The organism is Chromobacterium sp. IRSSSOUMB001, from assembly GCF_023507765.1.
Classification (GTDB): domain Bacteria; phylum Pseudomonadota; class Gammaproteobacteria; order Burkholderiales; family Chromobacteriaceae; genus Chromobacterium; species Chromobacterium haemolyticum.
The window spans coordinates 39,139-59,935 of sequence record NZ_JALCYU010000008.1; the positions used below are offsets into that span (position 1 = coordinate 39,139).

At 63.9% G+C, this 20,797-nt stretch carries 19 protein-coding genes; 8 read left to right on the plus strand and 11 right to left on the minus strand.

Annotated features, from left to right (window positions below; all coding sequences use genetic code 11):
• The first annotated feature begins 9 nt into the window (after nucleotides 1–9).
• The gene (locus MOV80_RS12270) at nucleotides 10–438 is read left to right on the plus strand and encodes a cytidine deaminase (protein ID WP_019100671.1); all 429 of its coding nucleotides are present in this window, start codon (nucleotides 10–12) and stop codon (nucleotides 436–438) included.
• A gap of 7 nt (nucleotides 439–445) precedes the next feature.
• Here the strand turns inward: MOV80_RS12270 and MOV80_RS12275 are convergent, their stop codons facing one another.
• Entirely contained in the window at nucleotides 446–1,333 is an 888-nt protein-coding gene (locus MOV80_RS12275; RefSeq protein ID WP_162897076.1) for a TraB/GumN family protein, read from the minus strand.
• Between the two features lie 258 nt (nucleotides 1,334–1,591).
• Here MOV80_RS12275 and MOV80_RS12280 point away from each other — a divergent pair, with 258 nt between their 5' ends.
• Together MOV80_RS12280 and MOV80_RS12285 are read left to right on the plus strand one after the other, a co-directional pair.
• On the plus strand, nucleotides 1,592–3,136 hold the full coding sequence (locus tag MOV80_RS12280) for a tyrosinase family protein (protein ID WP_107732595.1): 1,545 nt from the start codon (nucleotides 1,592–1,594) through the stop codon (nucleotides 3,134–3,136).
• A gap of 58 nt (nucleotides 3,137–3,194) precedes the next feature.
• Nucleotides 3,195–3,950, plus strand: coding sequence for a DUF2182 domain-containing protein (locus MOV80_RS12285; protein ID WP_052051976.1), 756 nt, complete (start codon nucleotides 3,195–3,197; stop codon nucleotides 3,948–3,950).
• 99 nt (nucleotides 3,951–4,049) lie between these two features.
• On the opposite strand, the gene MOV80_RS12290 is transcribed toward MOV80_RS12285, so the two are convergent.
• Nucleotides 4,050–5,669, minus strand: coding sequence for an NAD(P)/FAD-dependent oxidoreductase (locus tag MOV80_RS12290; protein WP_019100676.1), 1,620 nt, complete (start codon nucleotides 5,667–5,669; stop codon nucleotides 4,050–4,052).
• A 264-nt stretch (nucleotides 5,670–5,933) separates the two neighbouring features.
• Nucleotides 5,934–7,568: a methyl-accepting chemotaxis protein gene (locus MOV80_RS12295; RefSeq protein ID WP_019100677.1), complete on the minus strand. Its 1,635-nt coding sequence runs from the start codon at nucleotides 7,566–7,568 to the stop codon at nucleotides 5,934–5,936.
• A 272-nt stretch (nucleotides 7,569–7,840) separates the two neighbouring features.
• On the opposite strand from MOV80_RS12295, the gene MOV80_RS12300 reads away from it, so the two are divergent.
• The 5 genes from MOV80_RS12300 (at nucleotide 7,841) to MOV80_RS12320 (ending at nucleotide 13,036) form a co-directional block, all read left to right on the plus strand.
• Nucleotides 7,841–9,262: an efflux transporter outer membrane subunit gene (locus MOV80_RS12300; protein ID WP_162897077.1), complete on the plus strand. Its 1,422-nt coding sequence runs from the start codon at nucleotides 7,841–7,843 to the stop codon at nucleotides 9,260–9,262.
• Entirely contained in the window at nucleotides 9,259–9,774 is a 516-nt protein-coding gene (locus MOV80_RS12305; RefSeq protein WP_043590600.1) for a MarR family transcriptional regulator, read from the plus strand. The genes MOV80_RS12300 and MOV80_RS12305 overlap by 4 nt, the downstream gene beginning before the upstream one ends.
• Entirely contained in the window at nucleotides 9,758–11,920 is a 2,163-nt protein-coding gene (locus MOV80_RS12310) for an FUSC family protein (protein ID WP_249605141.1), read from the plus strand. Before MOV80_RS12305 ends, MOV80_RS12310 begins: the two co-directional genes overlap by 17 nt.
• Nucleotides 11,910–12,107 carry a DUF1656 domain-containing protein gene (locus tag MOV80_RS12315; RefSeq protein ID WP_019100681.1) on the plus strand — a complete coding sequence of 66 codons (198 nt, stop codon included), beginning with the start codon at nucleotides 11,910–11,912 and terminating at the stop codon, nucleotides 12,105–12,107. Before MOV80_RS12310 ends, MOV80_RS12315 begins: the two co-directional genes overlap by 11 nt.
• Nucleotides 12,108–12,178: 71 nt before the next feature.
• Nucleotides 12,179–13,036: a biotin/lipoyl-binding protein gene (locus tag MOV80_RS12320; protein ID WP_019100682.1), complete on the plus strand. Its 858-nt coding sequence runs from the start codon at nucleotides 12,179–12,181 to the stop codon at nucleotides 13,034–13,036.
• Between the two features lie 209 nt (nucleotides 13,037–13,245).
• Here MOV80_RS12320 and MOV80_RS12325 read toward each other — a convergent pair whose 3' ends face one another.
• From MOV80_RS12325 to MOV80_RS12360, 8 genes are all read right to left on the minus strand, one after another.
• Nucleotides 13,246–13,758 carry a phosphatidylglycerophosphatase A gene (locus MOV80_RS12325; RefSeq protein ID WP_019102384.1) on the minus strand — a complete coding sequence of 171 codons (513 nt, stop codon included), beginning with the start codon at nucleotides 13,756–13,758 and terminating at the stop codon, nucleotides 13,246–13,248.
• The gene (gene thiL, locus MOV80_RS12330; protein WP_249605142.1) at nucleotides 13,742–14,692 is read right to left on the minus strand and encodes a thiamine-phosphate kinase; all 951 of its coding nucleotides are present in this window, start codon (nucleotides 14,690–14,692) and stop codon (nucleotides 13,742–13,744) included. Before thiL ends, MOV80_RS12325 begins: the two co-directional genes overlap by 17 nt.
• A gap of 80 nt (nucleotides 14,693–14,772) precedes the next feature.
• Nucleotides 14,773–15,219: a transcription antitermination factor NusB gene (gene nusB, locus MOV80_RS12335; protein ID WP_019102386.1), complete on the minus strand. Its 447-nt coding sequence runs from the start codon at nucleotides 15,217–15,219 to the stop codon at nucleotides 14,773–14,775.
• Between the two features lie 66 nt (nucleotides 15,220–15,285).
• Complete coding sequence (ribH, locus tag MOV80_RS12340) at nucleotides 15,286–15,756, minus strand: 6,7-dimethyl-8-ribityllumazine synthase (protein WP_043590598.1); 471 nt, start codon at nucleotides 15,754–15,756, stop codon at nucleotides 15,286–15,288.
• Nucleotides 15,757–15,835: 79 nt separating this feature from the next.
• The gene (gene ribBA / locus MOV80_RS12345) at nucleotides 15,836–16,942 is read right to left on the minus strand and encodes a bifunctional 3,4-dihydroxy-2-butanone-4-phosphate synthase/GTP cyclohydrolase II (protein ID WP_019102388.1); all 1,107 of its coding nucleotides are present in this window, start codon (nucleotides 16,940–16,942) and stop codon (nucleotides 15,836–15,838) included.
• Nucleotides 16,943–17,053: 111 nt separating this feature from the next.
• Nucleotides 17,054–17,716: a diphthine--ammonia ligase gene (locus tag MOV80_RS12350; protein WP_249605143.1), complete on the minus strand. Its 663-nt coding sequence runs from the start codon at nucleotides 17,714–17,716 to the stop codon at nucleotides 17,054–17,056.
• Entirely contained in the window at nucleotides 17,713–18,330 is a 618-nt protein-coding gene (locus MOV80_RS12355) for a riboflavin synthase (protein WP_019102390.1), read from the minus strand. Before MOV80_RS12355 ends, MOV80_RS12350 begins: the two co-directional genes overlap by 4 nt.
• A gap of 97 nt (nucleotides 18,331–18,427) precedes the next feature.
• On the minus strand, nucleotides 18,428–20,692 hold the full coding sequence (locus MOV80_RS12360; protein WP_249605144.1) for a TonB-dependent hemoglobin/transferrin/lactoferrin family receptor: 2,265 nt from the start codon (nucleotides 20,690–20,692) through the stop codon (nucleotides 18,428–18,430).
• Nucleotides 20,693–20,797: the final 105 nt, after the last annotated feature.

A 20,797-nucleotide genomic window follows, 5' to 3' on the forward strand; every position in this document is an offset into this window, starting at 1 on the left:
GGAGGCAATATGACCGGCAACGCACCCAACAACGAGCAATGGGCCGAGTTGGAAATGGCCGCCCGCCTGGCCGCTCGCCAGGCTTATGTCCCTTACAGCAAGTTCGCCGTCGGCGCCGCCATCCTGGACGGCGCCGGCAAGATCCATATCGGCTGCAACGTGGAGAACGCCTCTTACGGCCTGACCAATTGCGCCGAGCGCACCGCGGTCTACGCCGCGCGCGCCAACCACGGCATCCAGGATGTGCTGGCGGTCTGCATCTACACGCCCACCCCCACACCCACGCCGCCCTGCGGCGCCTGCCGTCAGGTACTGAACGAGTTTGGCCCGGCCATGCGTGTGCGCGCCATCTGCGACGGCGAGGACCTGATAGACACCACGCTGGAAGTACTGCTGCCGGGCGCCTTCGGGCCCAAGAACCTCAAAAACGCGAGCTAAAGCCCGCTCACGGCTCGCGCGGCGCCGGACTTACCCGGTAGCCGCGCTGCCGCAGCAGCTTGACCAGCCCCTGCTGTCCGGCCAGATGCAAGGCGCCCACCGCTACCAACAGCCGCCGTGAAGACGCCAGTTCATCAATGCGGCGCGCCATCGTCAGGTTGCGGCGGTCCAGCATTTCATGCTGGGTCCAGGCGCTGAGCCGCGGATAGCCCGGCAGCGCCACCATCGCCTGCAGGGCATCCAGATCGCCGCGCTCCCAGGCTTTGGTCAGCTCCCGATAATAGCGGTCAGCCTCCTCCACTCCCTGCCATTCCGCACTCTGGCGCACCCATTCCCGCAAGGCCGGCGCCGGCATCTCGAACAGCAAGCGGCTTTGCTCGCCGGCGGTTTCCAGCGCCAGCACCGGCCGCCGCGCCGCGCGCGCCATCTCCAGCAGCATTTCCTCCCGGCTGTGCTGCGCCTGCTGTCCCATGCGCTGGTATTCGCGCAGCGCCAGCTGCATCAGCCAGAGGCTGGGCGCCAGGCCGCGCGCCTGCTCCCGCGCTACGCCGATCCGCGCCAACTGCCCCTCCAGCGAGCGCTGGCTGGCGGCGTCCAATTGCCGCCATTGCCGGGACGCGGCCGCGCCGGCCAGCGTCGTCACCTCGGCCGCCGCCTCCGCCGTCGTCGGGTCCAGTTCCAGCACCAGCGCGTCGCTGACGCGCAAGGCCTGTTTCAGCCCCCAATCCGGCGTGTCCGAGCCGGGCCGGCCCACATGCATGGTGCCGTACAGATAGTGGATGCGGCCCTGTTTACTGAAGGAGAACAAGGGGCCGTAGGCGGGCTCCGCCTGCGCCGCCTGCAGCAGCAAGCACAGCGCTAGCCAGCCGCCCCAGAGGAAATGCCATCGTTTCATGTCTGCCATCCGAATCAAAACCGCTCAAGGATACCAGTTCGACGCGCCGGCTCCTCCCGTTTTCAAGTCCTTCGCACGCATACCGACCGCCACTTGCAAGCGCCGCTTCAAATAAGTAGTTGCCCCGAGACAAAAACCATTCTTTAGGACAGTTCGAAGCCGTCTCGGTTTGCTAATCCGAATACACCGCCTCACCGCCAGCCTTAGCTCCTCCCGCCACGGCCGCGCCGGAGCGGCGTTCGCATCAAGGAGAACGACATGGCTCGCGTCCGCAAAGACATCTTGAAGATGAGCAACCCCTGGGACCCCACCGTGCTGTGGTACGCGCGCGCAGTGGGGGAAATGCAGAAACGGCCGATCAAGGATCCCACCAGCTGGCGCTATCTGGCCGCCATTCACGGCTTCGACCCCCAGCTATGGCAGCAACACGGCTACCTCCAAGCCGGTGAAGCGCTGCCCAGCGCCGCCGACCAGAACACCTACTGGCGGCAATGCCAGCACCAGAGCTGGTACTTCATGCCCTGGCACCGCGGCTATCTGGCCGCCTTCGAAGCCATTGTGCTGGCGGAGATCGTCAAGCTAGGCGGCCCCGCCGACTGGGCCTTGCCCTACTGGAACTACAGCGACAGCGCCAATGCCAAGGCGCGCGACCTGCCCACCTGTTTCCAGTCCAAGACCTTGCCGAATGGCAGCGCCAACCCGCTGTGGCTGGCCCAACGCTACGGCTGGAACAATCAACCCAATCACATCACGCTGCGCCCGGAAACCGTACAGCTCACCGCTTTGAAAGACGCGCAGTTCGTCGGCACTGCCAGCGGCATCCCGCCGGGCTACGGCGGGCCGCAAACGCCGTTCTGGCACGGCGGCGGCAATAGCGGCGGGCTGGAAAACCTGCCGCACAACCCGGTGCACACCAATATCGGCGGCCGCAACGGCTTGATGTCGGACCCGGACCTGGCCGGCCTGGACCCGGTGTTCTGGATTCACCATTCCAATATCGACCGGCTATGGCAGGTATGGCTCAACCGTAACCCCGCCCACCAGAACCCCAGCAGCGACAATTGGCTGGAGGGCCCGGTCAACCGCAAGTTCGCGATGCCGCGCCCCAACGGCAGCGGTTACACCTTCGTCGCCAAGGATGTGCTCAACACTCAGGCGCCCAATCTGAACTATGTCTACCAAGACGTTTCGGATCCTCTCGGCGGCGCCAGCCGCGTCGCGCAGCGCATGCAGACGCTGGCGGCCATCCATCCCGACATCGCGGCGGCAAGCACCATGGCGAACAATCCGAAAACCGAACTGCTGGGCGCCAACGCGGCGGCGATCAAACTGGGCAACAGCACCGTTCACGCGCAGATGCAACTGGACAACGACGCGAAGAATAAGGTGCTGAGCAGCTTCCAGGCCAGCCAGGCCGCCGCCGGCCAATTGAAGGCCCAGCCAGGCGCCGCGCCGCAAGAGCCGGACCGTGTTTTTCTCAGCCTGGAAAACATCCGCTGCAAAGTGGACGGCGGCACGTTCAACGTCTATGTCGGCCTGCCTCAGGGCGCCGACCCGGCGCAGCACCCTCAGAACCTGGCCGGCACCATAGCGTTGTTCGGCGCGCGCAAGGCCTCTTTGGCCGAGCACGGTGGCAACGGCGTCAGCCAGACGCTGGAAATCACCGACATCGTGGACCGCATGTGCCAAAACCAAACGCTGGACACGGCGCCGATGGGGGTGCAACTGGTGCCGGTGTCCGACATAGAGGACGACGACGAGGTGACGATAGGCCGCATCAGCGTCTACCGCCACGGCCAGTAAGCGCTCATTCCCGGCCGCCCTCGCGGCCGGGCCTCCTCCTTCCGCCACCGGGAGCCTCATGCCAGTCAAAACCCTTGTCGCGGCGTTCAGGGACTTGCCCTGGCCGCTGTGCTGCGCCAGCGTCCTGGGCTGGCTCGGTCTGATCGGCCTGGAGCGGCAACTGGCCGCGCCCGGCTATTGCGGCGTCTGGACGCCCAGCCGCCCCGGAGGCGGCTGGGAGGCGGTGTTGAGCGCGCTGTGGTTGAATCCGCCGGCGCTGCTGCTGCCGTCCTGGTCGCTGATGCTGCTGGCGATGATGTCGCCGTTGCTGGCCGATCCGCTGCGGCTGCTGTGGCTGCGCAGCCTGGCGCGCAAACGGGCGCAGACCTTGGCGCTGTTTCTCGGCGGCTATGCGCTGGTCTGGCTGGCGGCGGGGCTGCCGCTGCATCTGTTCGGTCTAGCGCTGTTGACTTTCAGCCCCTCGCCCTGGCTGGCCTTCGCCGTCGCCTGCGGCACGGCCTGGCTGTGGCAAGCGTCTCCGCCGCGCCGACATTGCCTTCAAGCCTGCCACCATCAGCCCCAACTGCCCGCCTTCGGCTGGCCTGCGGCGGCGGCGGCCTTGCGCTACGGCCTGTCCAGCGGCGGCTGGTGCGTTGCCTCCTGCGGCGTATGGATGCTGCCGCCGCTGCTCGCGGGGCCAGGACACCTACCGATGATGGCGACCGTCGGCCTTTGGCTGTTGCTGGAGCGGCGCCGGCCGGACAGCGCTCCAACCACCCCGTTCATTCCAAAGCCATTACGACCCGCAGCGCGTAAACGCCTGCCTGCGATCTGAGCGCCGGCGCTAAATTCAACTCATAAGCCAACGGCCCGCATAAGCGGGCCGTCAGGGCGTAAAGCCGGCGCAGCCGGCTCAGAAACTTGAAAACCGGTTTTATCGGCGTTCGTCCAAAATGGCCTGCGCCACCGCCTCCGCCACCTTGATGCCGTCCACCCCGGCGGACAGAATCCCCCCGGCGTAGCCTGCGCCCTCGCCGGCCGGGTATAAGCCGCGCACGTTCAAGCTCTGGCAGTCATCTCCGCGAGTGATGCGCAGCGGCGAGCTGGTGCGGGTTTCCACCCCGGTCAGCACCGCGTCGTGCATATCGTAGCCGCGGATCTTCTTGCCGAACTCCGGCAGCGCTTCGCGCATCGCCTCGATGCAATAATCCGGCAAGGCCCCGGCCAGGTCCGTCCAATGCACGCCGGGCTGATAGGATGGCGGCACCGAGCCCACCTGAGTGGACGGCCGACCAGCCAGAAAATCGCCCACCAGCTGCGCCGGGGCTTCGTAAGTGCCGCCGCCCAGCACATAGGCGCGGCTCTCCAGTTCGCGCTGGAAGGCGATGCCGGCCAGCGGATCGCCTGGGTAGTCGTCCGGGCTGATGCTGACCACCAAACCGGAATTGGCATTGCGTTCGGCTCGCGAGTACTGGCTCATACCATTGGTCACCACCCGGCCCTCTTCCGAGGTGGCGGCCACTACCTGACCGCCCGGACACATGCAGAAGCTGTACACCGCGCGGCCGTTGCTGGCGTGATGCACCAGTTTGTAATCCGCCGCGCCCAGGAGCGGATGCCCGGCGTATTTGCCCCAGCGCGCCTTGTCGATCAAGGTCTGCGGATGCTCGATGCGGAAGCCCACCGAGAACGGTTTGGCCTCCATGTACACACCGTGACCGTGCAGCATCTCGAAGCTGTCGCGCGCGCTGTGGCCCAACGCCAGCACGATGTGATCAGCGCGGATCTGCTCGCCGCTGGCCAGGGTCAGGCCGCGCGCCACTTTGCGCCCGTCCGGGCCGTCTTCCATATGGATGTCGACGACACGCTGCTGGAAACGGATTTCACCTCCCAGCGCCTCGATATCGGCACGCATTTTTTCCACCATGCTCACCAAGCGGAAGGTGCCGATATGCGGCTTGGCCACGTAGAGGATTTCCTCGGGCGCGCCGGCTTTGACGAACTCGGTCAGGACTTTGCGGCCCAGATGACGCGGATCCTTGATCTGGCTGTACAGCTTGCCATCGGAAAAGGTGCCGGCTCCGCCTTCGCCGAACTGCACATTGGATTCGGGGTTCAACACGTTCTTACGCCACAGGCCCCAGGTATCCTTGGTACGCTCGCGCACCTTCTTGCCGCGCTCCAGCACGATGGGCTTGAAGCCCATCTGCGCCAACAGCAGCGCGGCGAAGATGCCACAGGGCCCAAACCCCACCACTACCGGGCGGCGTTCCAGGTTTTCCGGCGCTTGTCCCACATAGTGGTATTGGGTATCCGGCGTCGGCATCACATGCTTGTCGGACTTGAAGCGGGCCAGCAGGCGCGCTTCGTTGGCCACGTCGATGTCGACGATGTAGGCCAGGTTCATCATGCCCTTGCGCGCATCGTAACTGCGCTTAAAGACGATGACCTGGCGGATATCCTGCTCCGGCACGCCCAGATAAGCCGCGATCGCGACGTTAAGTTCTTCCGGGGCGTGGTCCAGCGGCAGTTTTAATTCGGTAATGCGCAACATCTTGAATTCCAGTACGGGTTGGTGTCTATTCAACGAGGCGGTATTGTAGCTGCAAACCGCTCCCGTCCCTATCACCTAGACGCAAACTTCCCGTAAAAGCCTGTTCAGCATCTACTGTGCTTCGTGAAGCGTTGCACGGCGAGTACAAGCTCGAAATGTTCATTTACCTCTCGACCATTTCGCTTTTTCGCTTGTTTTCGCCTTGCCTCGCCCTGGCTCGCGAGACTTTGAACAGGCTCTAAAAATCCACGCTCCCTTCCGGCGCTACACCTGGAAACCGGCCACCGTCTGGCGCAGGCCGCCGGTCACCTCGTCCATGCTCTGGATGCCGCTGGACGCCTGGGTGGCGGCGGCGGCGTTGCCCGCGGCCACTTGGGCGATCTGCTCCACATGGCGGGCGATGTCCTGGCTGGCAATGCCTTGCTCCTGCAGGGCATGGGAAATATCGCGCACCACCTGCACCACTTGACCGGCGCTGCCCCGTATCTGCTGAATCATCTCCCCGCCCTGCTCGGCCAGCGCCAGCCCGGCGCGCACCCGCTCCACGGTCTGGCTCATATTGGCGCGCGACTGGTCGGAGCTGAGCTGGATCTCGTCTATCATTCCGGCGATCTCTTCCGTGGCCTGCGCGGTGCGTTCGGACAGCTTGCGCACCTCATCCGCCACCACCGCGAAGCCGCGGCCGGTTTCACCCGCGCGCGCCGCCTCGATGGCCGCGTTCAAGGCCAGGAGATTGGTCTGGTCCGCGATATCCTTGATCACCTGCATGATGCTGGAGATGGTGGCGGTCTTGTCCGCCAGCGCAGAAATCGCGCCGGCGGTCAGGTCCACCGTCTCGCTGATGCCCTTCATCTCCGCCACCGCCTTGGCGATCACCTCGCCCCCTTCGTCCGACAAACTGCCGGACTGCTGCGATACCTGGCGCGCATCCTGAGCGTATTGCGAGATGTGATTGATGCTGACTGTCAGCTCTTCGATCGAAGCCGCCATCGAGGTGGCGCTTTCGCTTTGCTGCTGGGAGTTGTCCGCCACCGCCTGCGCGCCGGATACCACCTCCTCGCTCAAACGCCCCAGCTCACCGGCGCTGGCCACGATGTCCGCCACCATCTGCCGCAAAGCCTGCTGCATATGAGCGATATTGGCCATCAAACTGTCCTTGTCGCCCGCCCGGACCGGCACGGGCACATCCAGCCGTCCGCCGGCGATTTCTCGCACCACGGCCGCGGTCTGCGCCGGCTCCGCGCCCAGCTGCCGCGTCACGCTGCGGAACAGCCACCAGCCCAAACCGCCACACACCGCGGCGATCAACAGCACCTGGACCGCCACGCCCAGCAGTTGCACACGCAAAGCCGCCCATACGTCGTCCATATACAAGCCGGTGCCCACCACCCAGCCCCAGCGCGGGCTGGACTGCAAATACGCCAGTTTGGGTTGCGGCTCCGCCGAGCCGGGTTTGTCCCAGACAAATTCCGCAAAGCCCTTGCCCTGCCCCTGACGCAGGGTCTGGTCGAACTTGTCGCCCAGGCTGCTGCCGCTGGAATCCTTGACCGCGTGCATGTCCTTGCCCACCAACTTGGGATTGACCCCGTGCGCCAGCCAGATCAGCCCCTTGTCCAAGGTGAAGAAATACTCCTTGCCGGCAAAACGCAGCCGGGTCAGCGCCAGCAGTGCCTGCCGCTGCGCCTCTGCCTCCGGCAAAACACCGGCGGCTGCCTGCTCCTCGTAATTGGCCACCAGGCTCAAGGCGTTTTCCACCTGACCGCGAATCAAATCCTGCCGATCGGCCATCATTTGCTGGTGCATGCTGCGCAGCACCAGGCCGCCCAGCAGACAAGTCAACGCAATCACGCTAAAAATCAATAACAACAAACGCTGCTTCAAGGAAAGGCCCGCTCGCATGGTGTCTCCAAAAATCGCCGACGATGCGGCAAACCGGGCGCAAGCTCGCCGCGCGGCCCGGTTTATCCGCCGTATTTATTAAGCAAACCCAAATAATACACTCGTCATTACTCTGCCGACCATATTTAATGCCATGCGCTTGATTTGCGTCAGTCGGAGATGGCATGGCCAGGAATATGGGGAGCATGGCTTTGCCGCGCCCATCAAATTATGTTTTACAAATGTAATATCAACAAATAAAATATACATAGATGTAAAACATGGATGAACAGATGAAGCCGTTTCCCGCCACCCTCGCCCTTGCCGGCGCGCTCATGCTTAGCGCCTGCGCCCAAATGGACGCCGTCAAACCTGCATCTCAGCTTAAAACGCCGCCCGCATTGAACGCGCCCTGGGCCGGGATGCCCTCCGCGGACTGGTGGCGGCAATGGCGGGATCCTCAGCTGGAACAACTGATCCGCCTGGCCTTGCAAGACAATCCAGGCCTGCGCGGCGCCGAAGCGCGGCTGCGTCAGGCCCAGGCGCTAAGCGAGGCCAGCGCCGCGGCCGCCCAACCGCAAATCAACGCGCAATGGCAAAGCACCCGGCAGTTGCATGCTGAAAAAAATCTTGTCCCGCCGGCGGGCCACGGCAATTACGACTGGCAAACCCGCGCCGCCGTCAATCTCAGTTACGATCTGGACGCGTGGGGACGGGAACGCCAAGCCTTGTCGGCGTCGCTGAGCGACGCGCAGATGGCCGCGGCCGACGCCCGGCTAAGCGCGCTGAACCTGGAAACCGCGGTTATCCGCGCTTATCTGCAACTGTCCGAGCAATACCAGCAAAAAGACCTGGCCGTAGCCGCGCTGCAACAACAGCAGGCGCTGCTGGATCTCAGCCTGCGCCGCAAGGCCGCCGGGCTGACCGCGCAACCGGAAGTGGAGCAGCAACGCGGCAAGCTGCCGGCCGCCCGCGCCCAGTTGGAACAGATCGACGAACGCATCGCCACATTGGGCAACCAGCTGGCCGCGCTCAGCGGCCAAACGCCCGACACCCAAAACCGTCCGCGACGCCCAACGCTGCGCCTGGATCAGCCGCTGGACCCGCTCGCCGCAGTGCCGGCCCAATTGCTGGGCCGCAGGCCGGACCTGAGCGCGCAACGCTGGCGAGTAGAGGCCGAGGCCGCGCGCATCAAGGTCGCGCGCGCCGCGTTCTACCCCAACATCAACATCAGCGCCTTCGTCGGCTATCAGGCAATAGGTTTTGCCGATCTGTTGTCTCCTGCCGCGGCTTTGCGCGGCTTCGCGCCGGCGATCAGCCTGCCGATATTCGAAGGCGGCCGCCTGCGCGGCCAATTGCGCGCCCAAACCGCCGCCTACGATCAGGCGGTGGAAAGCTACAACGCCGTCTTGATCAACGCCTTGAGCGAAACCGCCAGCGCCATCGTCCGCGCCCGCTCCGCGGACCAGCAGAGCCGGCAGGCCGATCAGGCGCTAGACGCCGCCAGCCGCGAGCGGGCACTGGCCGAGCAGGCTTACCGCGCCGGACTCAACGATCAGAGCGCGGTGCGACAGCTGCGGCTGAGCGAACTATCCGCCCGGCAAAAGCGCGCGCAGGCCCAAGCCCAGCGCCTGGACAGCTACGCCGCGCTGATGGCCGCGCTGGGCGGCGGCATTGAACCCCAAACCCCCATCGCCGACGGAGAAGTCAAATGAGTCACTTCGAAGAAACCCGCAAGCGCCTGCTACGCGTCAAGACCAGGATTCCGGAGTTCCCGCTATCGCTGCTCACACTGACGCGGCTGAACTATCACGTGCAAAAGCGCATCCAGGACCTGACCAACGCCGCCCTGCGCAAACATGGGCTGACCGAAAGCAGCTACTTGGTGCTGGCGGTGCTCTACGGCTCCGAACAAGAAACGATGACGCCCGGCTCGCTGGCGGAAACCTGCTCGCAAAAACCGGCCAATATGACCCGCATCTGCAACGATCTGGAAAAGCAGGGCCTGATCCGTCGCGGCGGGCTCAGCGACGACCGCCGCGCGGTCGCCGTCACCCTCAGCGAGGCCGGCCGCGATCGCATCCGCAAACTGCTGCCCGATGTATGGGGCAATCTGGGCAATACCTTCGACGGCTTCAGCGCCGAGGAGATGCAACAGCAAGAGCAGTTCTATCTGCGCCAGCTCGGCAATCTGAACCGTGCGGTATCCAATGATGACCACGGCTAGCCTCGCCGCCCGGCGTCGTTTGCTGGGCCGAGCGCTACGCAGCGCAGGTCAAGACTGGCTGCGCCTGGAGGGCGAGCGCTGGATCTTCATCCTCAAAACGCTGCTGGCCGGTTTCGCCGCCTTGTGGCTCGCCTTCCGCCTGGGCTTCGACTCGCCGGGCACCGCGCTGATCACCGTGCTCATCGTCGGTTCGCCGCAAAGCGGCCTGGTACTGGAAAAAGGCTTTTACCGGTTGCTGGGCACCCTGGCCGGCTGCGCCGCGGCCTTGATCCTGGTCGGCATGCTGGCCTCGCAGCCAATCTTGCTGTTGGCGGCGCTGTCGCTATGGATAGGGCTGTGCGCCGGCTGCGCCACCTTGTATCGCAATTCGCGCTCCTACGGCTTCGTGCTGGCCGGCTATACCGCCTGCATCATCGCGCTGCCGGCCATAGGCCATCCGCTGACGGTGTTTGATCTGGCGGTGACCCGAGTCTCGGAAATCTCGCTGGGCCTGATCTGCAGCGCGGTGGTCTACGACATCGTGTTTCCGCGCTATCAGGCCGAACAGGTGGTTAGCAATGTGCGCGGCCGCTATCTGCGCTTCATTCTGCTGTGTCAGGACGCGCTGGCTCAGAAACTGCATGCCCGCGACCTGGAACAGGCCCAGCTCAAATTCGCCGCCGACATCGCCGCGCTGGAGGCCGGCCGCGCCACCGCTTTCTTCGAAGCCGGCAACGTGCGCTCACGCAGCAACCAACTGCACGCCTTCAACGCCACCTTCATGGCCGCGCTGACCACTTTTCACACTCTGCATCGGCAAATGGAGCGGCTGCGCCGCGACGCCGATTCGCCGCTGCCCAGCCTGCTGCTGCCCTTGTTCTCCGAAGTGGCCGCCGTGCTCAGCGGTCCCGACGGCCCTGCGCGCAACGCCTCGGAAGCCCAGGACACGGAGAAGCAGTTAGGGCGCCTCCGCGCCGGCTGGCCGCGCCGCATCGAGGCCGCGCGCGCTCACTTGCCAGGCGGCGAGCAAGCCGAGCACTGGCGCATAGACTTTGACACCGCCACCGAGCTTCTGACCCGCTTCATTGAGGAAATGCACGCCTTCGTCGGCGTCTACCACGGCTTCGCCAGCAAGACGCCGCAGCAAATCAGCTCGCTGGCGGCCTATGTGCCGGGCACCCCGTTGCCGGTGGCAGTAGCCGGCGGCGTGCGCGCGGCGCTGACCCTGGGCACCTTGTCCATCGCCTGGTACTGGCTGGCCTGGCCCAGCGCGCTGGAAGCCGTGCTGCTGGCTACCGTGCTCTGCGGCCTGGCCGCCTCCTCGCCGCGGCCGGTGCTGATGGTGAAACAGTTCCTGACCGGCTTCGCGCTGGGCACCCCGCTGGCCTATATCAGCTTGTTCTGGCTGCTGAGCCAGGGCAACGGCTTTCCAATGCTGATGCTGGGCCTGCTGCCCTTTCTGGCGCTGGGCAGCTATCTGAAATGCCTGCCCAAGTACGCCGGCGTCGGCGCCGGCATGACCATCGTGCTGGCCAATGCGATCAACCCGCAAAACCAGATGAATTACGACATCGTCGCCTTTCTCAACAACGGCATCGCCCGCATTCTGGGATTGGCCCTGGCGGCGGCCTTTTTCCAACTGGTGCTGCCTGAACACACCATGGGTTCGCCGCGCCACATCGCCGCCGCCTTGTGGCGGGAGGCGCGCCGCGCCTGCGACGCCAAGCTGCCGCACTTGAAGCAACGCTACGAGAACCGCATCCGCGACCTGCTCAATCTGCTGAACACGCTGAGCCCCGCCCAGGCCGAACTCAAGCAGGCGATCACCGCGCAGGCCATCACCCTGTTGGAACTGGGGCTGGCGGTCATCAATCTGCGCACCCTGACCGCGGAATCGCCGTCTCCGCAGTTGCGCGCCGATCTGGAACATACCGTGGCGCAACTGGCGCGCTATTTCGCCTCGCCGTCGCCGGAGCGGCTGCAACAAGCCATCGCCACCATGCGGGCGGCCGGTCCGGTTCTGCGCGCCCATCTGGCGCTGGCGGAGCCCGAACGCGCCGCGCGGATTCAACGCGCGCTGGCCGATCTGCACCTGATCCACACCTCATTGCTGGATGTGGCCGAAGCCGCCGCAAGCGCAGCGCAAGGAACTGACCATGACTCGTGAAATCGCCGTGTTCGGCATTCTGATTCCCACCCTGCTGCCCTTATTCCTGTTCAGCCTGCTGTGTCAGGCCGGACTGGACTGGCTGCTGGGCCGAGCCGGCGTCTACCGCCGGGTATGGCACCCGGCCTTATTCCGCCTCAGCCTGCTGATCTGCGTGTTCAGCGGCCTGGCGCTATTGCTCTATTGAACGCACCGCTCGCCCAGGCCTGGCCCGCAGGGCTTTGAACAAGCGCTGAAACCCTATTTCGGACAATCAAAATGCAAACCAACACCCTCATCCGCTATCTGACCACCTTGCTGCTGCTGGCGCTCGCCGTCTGGCTGGGCAAGGCGCTGTGGGACCACTACATGCACTCCCCATGGACTCGCGACGGCCGCGTGCGCGCCGACGTGATCACGCTCTCCGCCGACGTGGCCGGCCTGGTGACCCAGGTGGCCGTCAAGGACAATCAACCCGTGCATAAAGGCGACGTGCTCTTCGTCGTGGACCGCGTCCGCTACGCGGCGGCGTTGGCCCAGGCTGAAGCCGCGCTGGACGGCCAGCGCACCGAGAAAAACCGCCGCGGCAAGGAGGCGGCGCGACGCGACAGCCTGGACAGCGCCGTGGTTTCCGCCGAAAACCGCGAAACCGCGAGCTTCGCCGCCGCCGCCGCCGGCTCCCAATATCAGGCGGCGCTGGCCGCCCGCGATCTGGCCCGCCTGAATCTGGAGCGCACCGTGGTGCGCGCCCCGGCGGATGGCTACGTGACCAACCTCAATGTCCACGTCGGGGACTTCGCCGCCGTCGGCGCGCCCAAACTGGCGCTGATAGACCGTAATTCTTATCGGGTGGAAGGCTATTTCGAGGAAACCAAGCTGCCCTTGCTCAAGCTCGGTGCCAAGGTGGAGATCACCCTGCTCAGCGGCGGCCCGACATTGCGCGGCCACGTCGCCAGCATCGCCCGCGGCATCACCGACCGCGACGCGGGCACCGGTCGCGAACTTCTGGCCGACGTCAACCCCACCTTCAACTGGGTGCGGCTGGCGCAGCGGGTGCCGGTGCGCATTGAGCTGGACACACTGCCGGCTGGACAGGTTCTGGTGGCGGGCACCACTTGCACCGTGGTAGTACGTTGAGTGCGCTGCGGCTATGAAAAAAGGGGCCGACGGCCCCTTTTCATTTCCATACTGAACAGACTCTTACAGCCTATTCAAAGTCTCGCGAGCAAGAGCGAGACACGGCGAAAACGGCTGAGAAATCGGAATGGTCGAGTGGTACATGAGCATTTTGAGCTTGTACTCACCGTGCAACGCTTCACGAAGCGCAGCAAACTTTGAACAGGTTCTTACAGCAAACGCCAAACTCCCCACTGCACCGCCAGCGCGAACAAGGCTGCCAGCAGATCGTCCACCATCACGCCAAAACCGCCGCCCACGTGACGGTCCAGCCAGCGGATAGGCCAGGGCTTGAGAATGTCGAAAAAGCGGAACAAGACAAAAGCCAGCAGCCAGGCCAAGGGCGTGGCCGGCGCGAAGGCCAGCACCAGCAGCATGGCGACGATCTCGTCCCAGACGATGCCGCCGTAGTCGTGCACGCCCAGCGCCCGGCCGCTGTAGCCGCAGATCCAGATCCCGGCGATGAACAGCGGCAGACACAACGCCGCCAACGCCAGACCTTGCACGCCCAGCGCGTGCAGGACAAAAAACAAGGGATAGGCGGCCACCGTGCCCCAGGTCCCAGGCGCCTTGCGTGCCAGGCCGCTGCCGAAACCGAAAGCCAGGAAATGGGCGGGATGGCTCAGAACAAAGCGCCAGTTCGGCTGCAGCTTCAGGGTTTCCGTCTCATTTGAAATGGTCATAGCCGGTGCTTTCCAGTTGAATGATGTTGCCGGCGCCGTCCAGCAGGCTGACGCCCTGGCCCGCCGCGATGCGGCCGATGCGGCTCAGGCGACAGCCAGCCGTCTCGGCGCAGGCCTCGATCTGAGTTCGATGCGCGGCCGGCGCGGTGAATACCAGTTCGTAATCGTCGCCGCCCGCGGCCAGGCAATCCAGCCATTGCCCACGCCCGGCCTCCGCCAGCGGGTGCGACGGCAAGGCGTCCGCCCATACTTCCACCGCCGTCTGAGAAGCGGCGGCGATATGGCCGAGGTCCGACAGCAGGCCGTCGGACACATCGGCGGCGGCATGCGCCAGCGGCAGCAAAGCCAGGCCCAGGGGGATGCGCGGCTCCGGGTATTCCAGCTTGCGCCAGGCCGCCTCGCGCAAACCGTCCGGCAGCGGCGCGATCTTGCCCAGCCGGCTGCGCACCGCCATCGCCCCCAGACCCAGCTCACCACTAACCCAAACGTCGTCGCCCACGCGGGCGGCGGCGCGGCGCAGCGCCTGGCCTCGCGGAGTCTCCCCCCCCACGGTTACCGACAGCGTCAACGGGCCGCGCGTGGTATCGCCGCCGATCACATCGACCCCGTAACGCTCCGCCAAGGCGAAAAACCCCCGGGAGAAGCCGGCGGCCCAGGCCTCGTCCATCGCCGGCAGAGCCAGCGACAACACCACCCAGCGCGGCGCGGCGCCCATCGCCGCCATATCGGACAAATTCACCGCCAGCGTTTTATGACCCAGCGCTTCCGGCTCGACGTCGGCGAAGAAATGACGCCCCTCCACCAGCATGTCCACCGATACGTGCAGATCGCAACCCGGCGTCGGCCGCAGAATGGCGGCATCGTCTCCAACGCCCAGGACCGCGCCGCCGGCCGGACGCGTGAAATAGCGGCGGATCAATTCAAATTCATTCATCACGATCTTTCTGCTCGGCCGATGCAAAAACACCCGCGGTCGCGGGTGTGTTCCAATCTGACAGCGCCGGCGACAAGGCCTCAGTTTTGGCGACGCGCCTTCTGCGACGCCACTTCGTCGGCGCGCACTTCGGCGGCCAGCTTGTCCAGCACGCCGTTGACGAATTTATGACCATCGGTGCCGCCGAAGGTCTTGGTGATTTCGATGGCTTCGTTGATGATCACCGGATACGGGGTTTCCGGATGCTGGGTCAGTTCCAGCGCGGCCATCAACAGCACGGCGCGTTCCACCGGGCTGACTTCGTCTTCGGCGCGCTCGTAGTAGCGGCCGATCTGGTTGGACAGCGTGCCGACGTCTCTGAGCACACCGTACAGGATTTCGCGGAACAGGGCCTCATCGGCCTTGGCGAAGTATTCATTCTCGCGCAGATGCTTTTCGATCAGGGAGGCCGGACGATCCGGGTTCAACTCCCATTCGTAAATGCCTTGGATGGCAAATTCGCGGGCGCGGCGGCGAGCGGTTTTCATAGAGGTGTTCCTTGTAAAGAGCGGTGAGCCGGGCACGCCCGGCTCCGGTATCTTGGCGGGAGCCGATCAGCCGCGCAGGATGCGCTTCCGCAGATTCGCCATCTCCACCGCCACGGCAGCGGCCTCGCGGCCTTTGACTTCCATGCGCACTTCGGCCTGCTCGTCGGTTTCGGTGGTCAGAATCGCGTTGGCGATCGGGATGTCGAAGTCCAGGCCCACGCGGGTCACGCCCGCGCCGGATTCGTTCGACACCAGTTCGAAATGGTAGGTTTCGCCGCGGATCACCGCTCCCAGCGCCACCAGCGCGTCGAAGCGGCCGCTCTTGGCCATGGTTTGCAACACCAGCGGCGCTTCCAGCGCGCCCGGCACCGTGGCCAGGGTCACGTCCTCGGCGGCCACGCCCAGCCGGGCCAGCTCGCCCAGGCAGGCATCGCGCAAGCCTTCGCAAACCGGGGTGTTGAAACGCGACATCACAACGCCGATTTTCAGGCCCTTGCCCATCAGATCGGGTTCTATACGCTGGATAGCTTGAAGCATCTTGTTCCTCGCGGCGGAATCACTACGGAAAACCGGAGATTCTACCTCAATCCCCGGACCTTATCCATTGCGCCGCCGCTCATTCCTCGTCCACGTGGAAGGCCCGCGGCTGACAAAACCCGGTCACTTCCAGGTCGAAGCCGGTCATGGACGACAAGCTCACCGGGGCGGTCATCAGCTTCATCTTGCCCACGCCCAGCGCCTTGAGCATTTGCGCGCCGATGCCGAAGGTCTTGCTGTCCCAACGCTGCTTCTGCTGCTCCAGGCCCAGCGCGCGCTGCGCCAAGTCCTCGCCGGTTTCATCGCGGTACAGCAATACCACGACGCCGTGGCCGGCTTCCTCTATCATTTCCAGCGCATTCGGCACTGTCCAGGAATGCTGGCTGCACAAGGGCGCCAATACGTCGATCACGGACAAGGGTTCGTGCACGCGCACCAGGGTTTCGCGCTGCGCCTCAATCTCGCCCTTGACCAGGGCCAAGTGAGTGGCGCGGGTGGTGATGTCGCGGAACACATGCAAGTCGAACGCGCCGAACGGGGTGTCCACCGGTCGTTGCCCCACCTTCTCCACCAGCGATTCCGTGCGGCTGCGGTATTGGATCAAGTCAGCGATGGTGCCCACTTTCAAGCCATGCTCGCGCGCGAACTCCACCAGTTCTGGCAGGCGGGCCATGGTGCCGTCGTCGTTCATGATTTCGCAGATCACGCCGGCCGGCTCCAAACCCGCCAGCATCGCCAGATCGCAGCCGGCCTCGGTGTGGCCGGCGCGGATCAACACGCCGCCTTTTTGCGCTTTCAGCGGGAAGATATGACCCGGCTGCACCAAGTCCGCCGGCTTGGCCAACCGCGCCACCGCGGCTTGCACGGTGCGGGCTCGGTCCGCCGCGGAAATGCCGGTGGTCACGCCTTCGGCGGCCTCGATGGACACGGTGAAGTTGGTGCTGTACGGAGTGCCGTTATTGCTAACCATCAACGGCAGGTTCAACTGCTGGCAACGCTCCTCGGTCAAGGTCAGACAGATCAGCCCGCGGCCGAACTTGGCCATGAAGTTGATCGCCTCCGGGGTGACGAACTCCGCCGCCATGACCAGGTCGCCTTCGTTCTCGCGGTCCTCGGCGTCCACCAGCACCACCATCTTGCCGGCCTTGATGTCGGCGATAATGTCCTGAATCGGGGAAATAGTCATACCATCTTCCTTCGTAAGCACTTGTTTTTGGCGCGGGCCGCCGCCCGCCTGAATTCATTTTCAAAGCCTGTTCAAAGGCTCGCACTTGCTCGCGAGACTCTGAACAGGCTCTCAGCCGGGCAATAGGTCCAGGCTGACATAATCTCCATGGCGATGGATGTCGCCGTCGCGCAAGCGCAAGGGCTGAGCGAACAAAGGCCCGTCCATTGCCAGGGTGTGAAACTCGCCGGCCTCGGCGCAAGGGTCCAGGCCTTCCGCCAGCATCCGGTCCACCAGTTCGTGGCTCAGTTCGCGGCCCAACCACTGCTCGCTCGCCAGCCGGGTGTTCACCACCACGATGCGGGCGCTGAAGCCCGCGTTGATGAACTCCCGTACCAAGGCGGCGCGCGGCTGCTGCCACAACGGCAGCCATGCCTGCAGGCCGGCCGCGGCGCAGACCTTCTCCTCCCACTCGCGGTGAGCGTCCAGATCGATGTCGCCGAACACCACCGCCTCGCAACCGTCGGCGCGGGCCTCGCCCAGCCGGACGATGAACTCGGCCTCGTAGCCGGCCCAGCTCGCGCGCCCCACCCGCAAGGGCAGGCCCAGCGCAGCGGCCTGCAGCGCCAGCACTTCCGGGCGCAAACCGTGCGAGCGCGAACGCTCGCCGCTCTCGTCCGCCATCGTCAGCAAAGCTTGCGGGCTGGCGCCGGCTTGCACCGCGCGCCACAGCGCCAGGCAGGAGTCCTTGCCGCCGCTCCAGGAGGCCAGCACGCGCCGGCCGGCCAGGTTCACGCCGCGGTCCCGCGCTGGGCCAGCACCCGTTCCACCGTCTCCACGATGGCCTGGGTCTGCGGGTCCACTTCGATATTGATCAGATCGCCCACTTTGCGCGACTTGATGATGGTGCGCTCCAGGGTTTCCGGAATCAGGTGCACGCAGAAGCGATTGTCCGCCACCTCGCCTATGGTCAGGCTGATGCCGTCAATACCGATATAGCCCTTGGCGAACACGTATTTGATGTGTTCCGCCGGCAATTCGAACCAGACGGTGCGGTTATTGGGCAGATCGATCACCCGGGCCACCTTGGCCATGCACAGAATATGGCCGGACATCGCATGGCCGCCGATCTCGTCGCCGAAGCGCGCGGCGCGCTCGATATTGACCAGACTGCCGGTTTGCAACAGGCCGAGGTTGGTGACGCGCAGGGTTTCGCGCATTAGATCGAAGGAAACTTGATCGCCGTTGATGGCGGTGACAGTGAGGCAGCAGCCGTTGTGAGCCACCGAGGCGCCCAGCTCCAGGCCGGGCAGCAAGGCCGCCGGCAAACGCAGCGTATGGGTACGGAAGTCCTGCTTCTCCGTGATGGCGATCACTTCCGCCACCCCTTGGACGATACCGGTAAACACGAAGACGCTCCTTTGCGAGGGATTTGGAGCGCCATTGTAACGCAAGGAGGGGCCTGCGGCCCCTCCTAGTCTCAAATCAAACGCAAGCCGCGTTCCCTCAGAAACGCCAGGACACGCTGGTGCGGATCGCCCGCCCCATGCCTTCCGCGCCCTCGGTCAGATAGGGGGTGTACTCCCGATTAAACAGATTATCCACCGCAGCCCGCACCTCTACCCCTTTAAGCTTGCCTGTCGGCTGCCAGCTGGCAAACAGTCCCGCCAAGGCGTAGCCATGTTGCGGGGCAAAGCCATATATCACTTCTGGATTGACCGCTTGCGGAACCCTATCCTGAGCGCGAACGAACTTGCCCTGCCCGCCCACGGTAAGCCCAAGTTTCCGGAAGGTATGCCCCAAAGTCAGCACTGCCTTCCGCGGAGGAATTTGCACCATAGGCTCAGACTTGCCCCAAGGATCACGCAGACTATGCGCATGCTGACCCGTCATGGCCGATAAGGAGAGGCTACCGAACCAGCCACGCCACTGATAGTGACTATCCAGTTCAAAACCCTGAATAACATAACCTGGCAAGTTCCGGTAAAAACCCGTACCTTTCGGCGGCTCGACGCCTGGCGCATCGCCTGTTCTCTTGTTGCCAAGGCGCATCCAAATATTGTCATGCACATTTTGCTGGAACCAAGCCAAAGAAGCAGACAGCCGATCACCCGTTGCAAGCACTCCCACTCCATCAAAACTTACACCCAGACGTAAAGCATCAAGGGTTTCGGGTTTCAGTTGACGGCTGGTGCCAGATAGGGTGGAGTTCCTGGTCTGAACATGGTAGACCTCGTCCACATTAGGCGCACGCCAGGTATGGGCATAGGCCGCATCCACCGTCCAACTTGGCGCGAACTGCCAGGCCAGCGCCAGACGCGGCGACCAGCCGGCATAACTGACAGGCCGGTAGTCATGTCCAGCCGACGCGTCGCTATAAATCGGCGCCAGGTTGGGACGCCCCTGCAACTGCACATGGTCATAGCGCAGCGACGGCATAATTTTCAGCTCCGCCAATGGTCGCCACTCATGCACCCAGTACGCGGAACGCATGGTTTCCTTGCCCTTGGAGGAACCATAAGGATTGATCCAACCATAGTTGTAGTCCGCGTTTTTGGCCTGAGGCGCCAAATAAGTCAAAGGGTCCCAATCTTTCTGCGACCAACTTACCCCCGTGGTAATCGTTTGACTTGCCCAGCCTTCCCCTACATTGGCGACGTTACGAAACTCTAGCGTCTTGTCGCGTTGCGTCACCCAACTTTCCTGGCCATAAGAATTACGGAAATCAACCTTCCACGCACTTTCCGGACGGCGGTCATGTTGAAATCGCCGAGACTGGCTATAAGTCAATTGCCAATCCAGCCACGACAAATCAGGACTGGCATAGCTCCACTCGGCGCTCACGGAGTCAACATCCTGCTCACGCCACACTGTTTTCTTCAGCCAAGCTTCTTCTAGGCCCAACTTCTGGATTTCCCATTCAGTAGGCGCGGGGATATCGCCTCCACGTGCAGCCCATGGTGTTCTCAGCTGCTCACTTTGCTGAACAAAACCCAGCTTGAACTGATGCCCGATCGCCGGCCGCCAAGTCAGCTTCAACATCCCGGAGCGCTGAGAACCTCCCGAGAAATGGTATGTCCGGCCATTTGCCTGCTCGCCATCTCCCCCGCGGCTGTGCGTGATGTAAGCCAACAAATCCAGCGGCTTGCCGGCTCCGCCAGTATAAGCGGCCAAAGACTGGCCAAAGCGATGGCCGTTATCTTGATAAGACAGCTTGGCGAAGCCGCCCACCGACTTACCCGGCAGAAGCAACTCGCTTACTGTTTTGGTTTCCGCTTTGACCACGCCCCCAAACGCGCCGTTGCCGTAGAACGGAGAATGCCCGCCTTTCAACACCTCTACCGAACCCAACAGTTCAGGATCCACAAATGATGTGCCCTGCTGGTATTTATCAAAATTCTGAGCGGTGCCGTCCAGTGTTACCGGGACATGCTCAACCGCGTCAAAACCCCAAACATTGATGGTCTGACCGCCAGGACGCGGCGAGCCGCCGGCATTGACACCAGGCAGCGCGTCCAGCACTTCGGCCAGGGAGGGGGCTTGCGGCCGCTCAATTTCCTCGCGGTCCAGCTTATTGCTACCTACCCGCGCCTGCGGGCCGTCGGCGGTGACGTGAACGGTATCCAGGCGCGCCGGCGCTTCGGCGGCCCAGACGCTTGGCGCAGCCAGGCAAGCCAGGCTCAGAACCAGAGCTTTGGGACGGAAGCGCGGCGGATTGGGGGCACGGAAAATAGAATCGGGGCAAGGCGGAGAAAGACGAGAGCAAGGCATCACGGTTTTATTTTGTTAATGATAATCATTATCAATACTAACATAAAACTTCCACCGTAAGGCAAGTCCGGTAAAATACTCGGCTTTATCGAATTCCAATACAAG

Bases quoted from the DNA above. Each gene is read 5' to 3' on its own strand.
- MOV80_RS12270 (WP_019100671.1), top strand. From the start codon at position 10: ATGACCGGCAACGCACCCAACAACGAGCAATGGGCCGAGTTGGAAATG.
- MOV80_RS12310 (WP_249605141.1), top strand. From the start codon at position 9,758: ATGATGACCACGGCTAGCCTCGCCGCCCGGCGTCGTTTGCTGGGCCGA.
- MOV80_RS12275 (WP_162897076.1), bottom strand. From the start codon at position 1,333: ATGAAACGATGGCATTTCCTCTGGGGCGGCTGGCTAGCGCTGTGCTTG.
- MOV80_RS12325 (WP_019102384.1), bottom strand. From the start codon at position 13,758: ATGACCATTTCAAATGAGACGGAAACCCTGAAGCTGCAGCCGAACTGG.
- MOV80_RS12305 (WP_043590600.1), top strand. From the start codon at position 9,259: ATGAGTCACTTCGAAGAAACCCGCAAGCGCCTGCTACGCGTCAAGACC.
- ribBA (WP_019102388.1), bottom strand. From the start codon at position 16,942: ATGACTATTTCCCCGATTCAGGACATTATCGCCGACATCAAGGCCGGC.
- MOV80_RS12295 (WP_019100677.1), bottom strand. From the start codon at position 7,568: ATGCGAGCGGGCCTTTCCTTGAAGCAGCGTTTGTTGTTATTGATTTTT.
- MOV80_RS12285 (WP_052051976.1), top strand. From the start codon at position 3,195: ATGCCAGTCAAAACCCTTGTCGCGGCGTTCAGGGACTTGCCCTGGCCG.
- thiL (WP_249605142.1), bottom strand. From the start codon at position 14,692: ATGAATGAATTTGAATTGATCCGCCGCTATTTCACGCGTCCGGCCGGC.
- MOV80_RS12320 (WP_019100682.1), top strand. From the start codon at position 12,179: ATGCAAACCAACACCCTCATCCGCTATCTGACCACCTTGCTGCTGCTG.
- MOV80_RS12290 (WP_019100676.1), bottom strand. From the start codon at position 5,669: ATGTTGCGCATTACCGAATTAAAACTGCCGCTGGACCACGCCCCGGAA.
- MOV80_RS12280 (WP_107732595.1), top strand. From the start codon at position 1,592: ATGGCTCGCGTCCGCAAAGACATCTTGAAGATGAGCAACCCCTGGGAC.
- ribH (WP_043590598.1), bottom strand. From the start codon at position 15,756: ATGCTTCAAGCTATCCAGCGTATAGAACCCGATCTGATGGGCAAGGGC.
- MOV80_RS12315 (WP_019100681.1), top strand. From the start codon at position 11,910: ATGACTCGTGAAATCGCCGTGTTCGGCATTCTGATTCCCACCCTGCTG.
- nusB (WP_019102386.1), bottom strand. From the start codon at position 15,219: ATGAAAACCGCTCGCCGCCGCGCCCGCGAATTTGCCATCCAAGGCATT.
- MOV80_RS12360 (WP_249605144.1), bottom strand. From the start codon at position 20,692: ATGCCTTGCTCTCGTCTTTCTCCGCCTTGCCCCGATTCTATTTTCCGT.
- MOV80_RS12300 (WP_162897077.1), top strand. From the start codon at position 7,841: ATGAAGCCGTTTCCCGCCACCCTCGCCCTTGCCGGCGCGCTCATGCTT.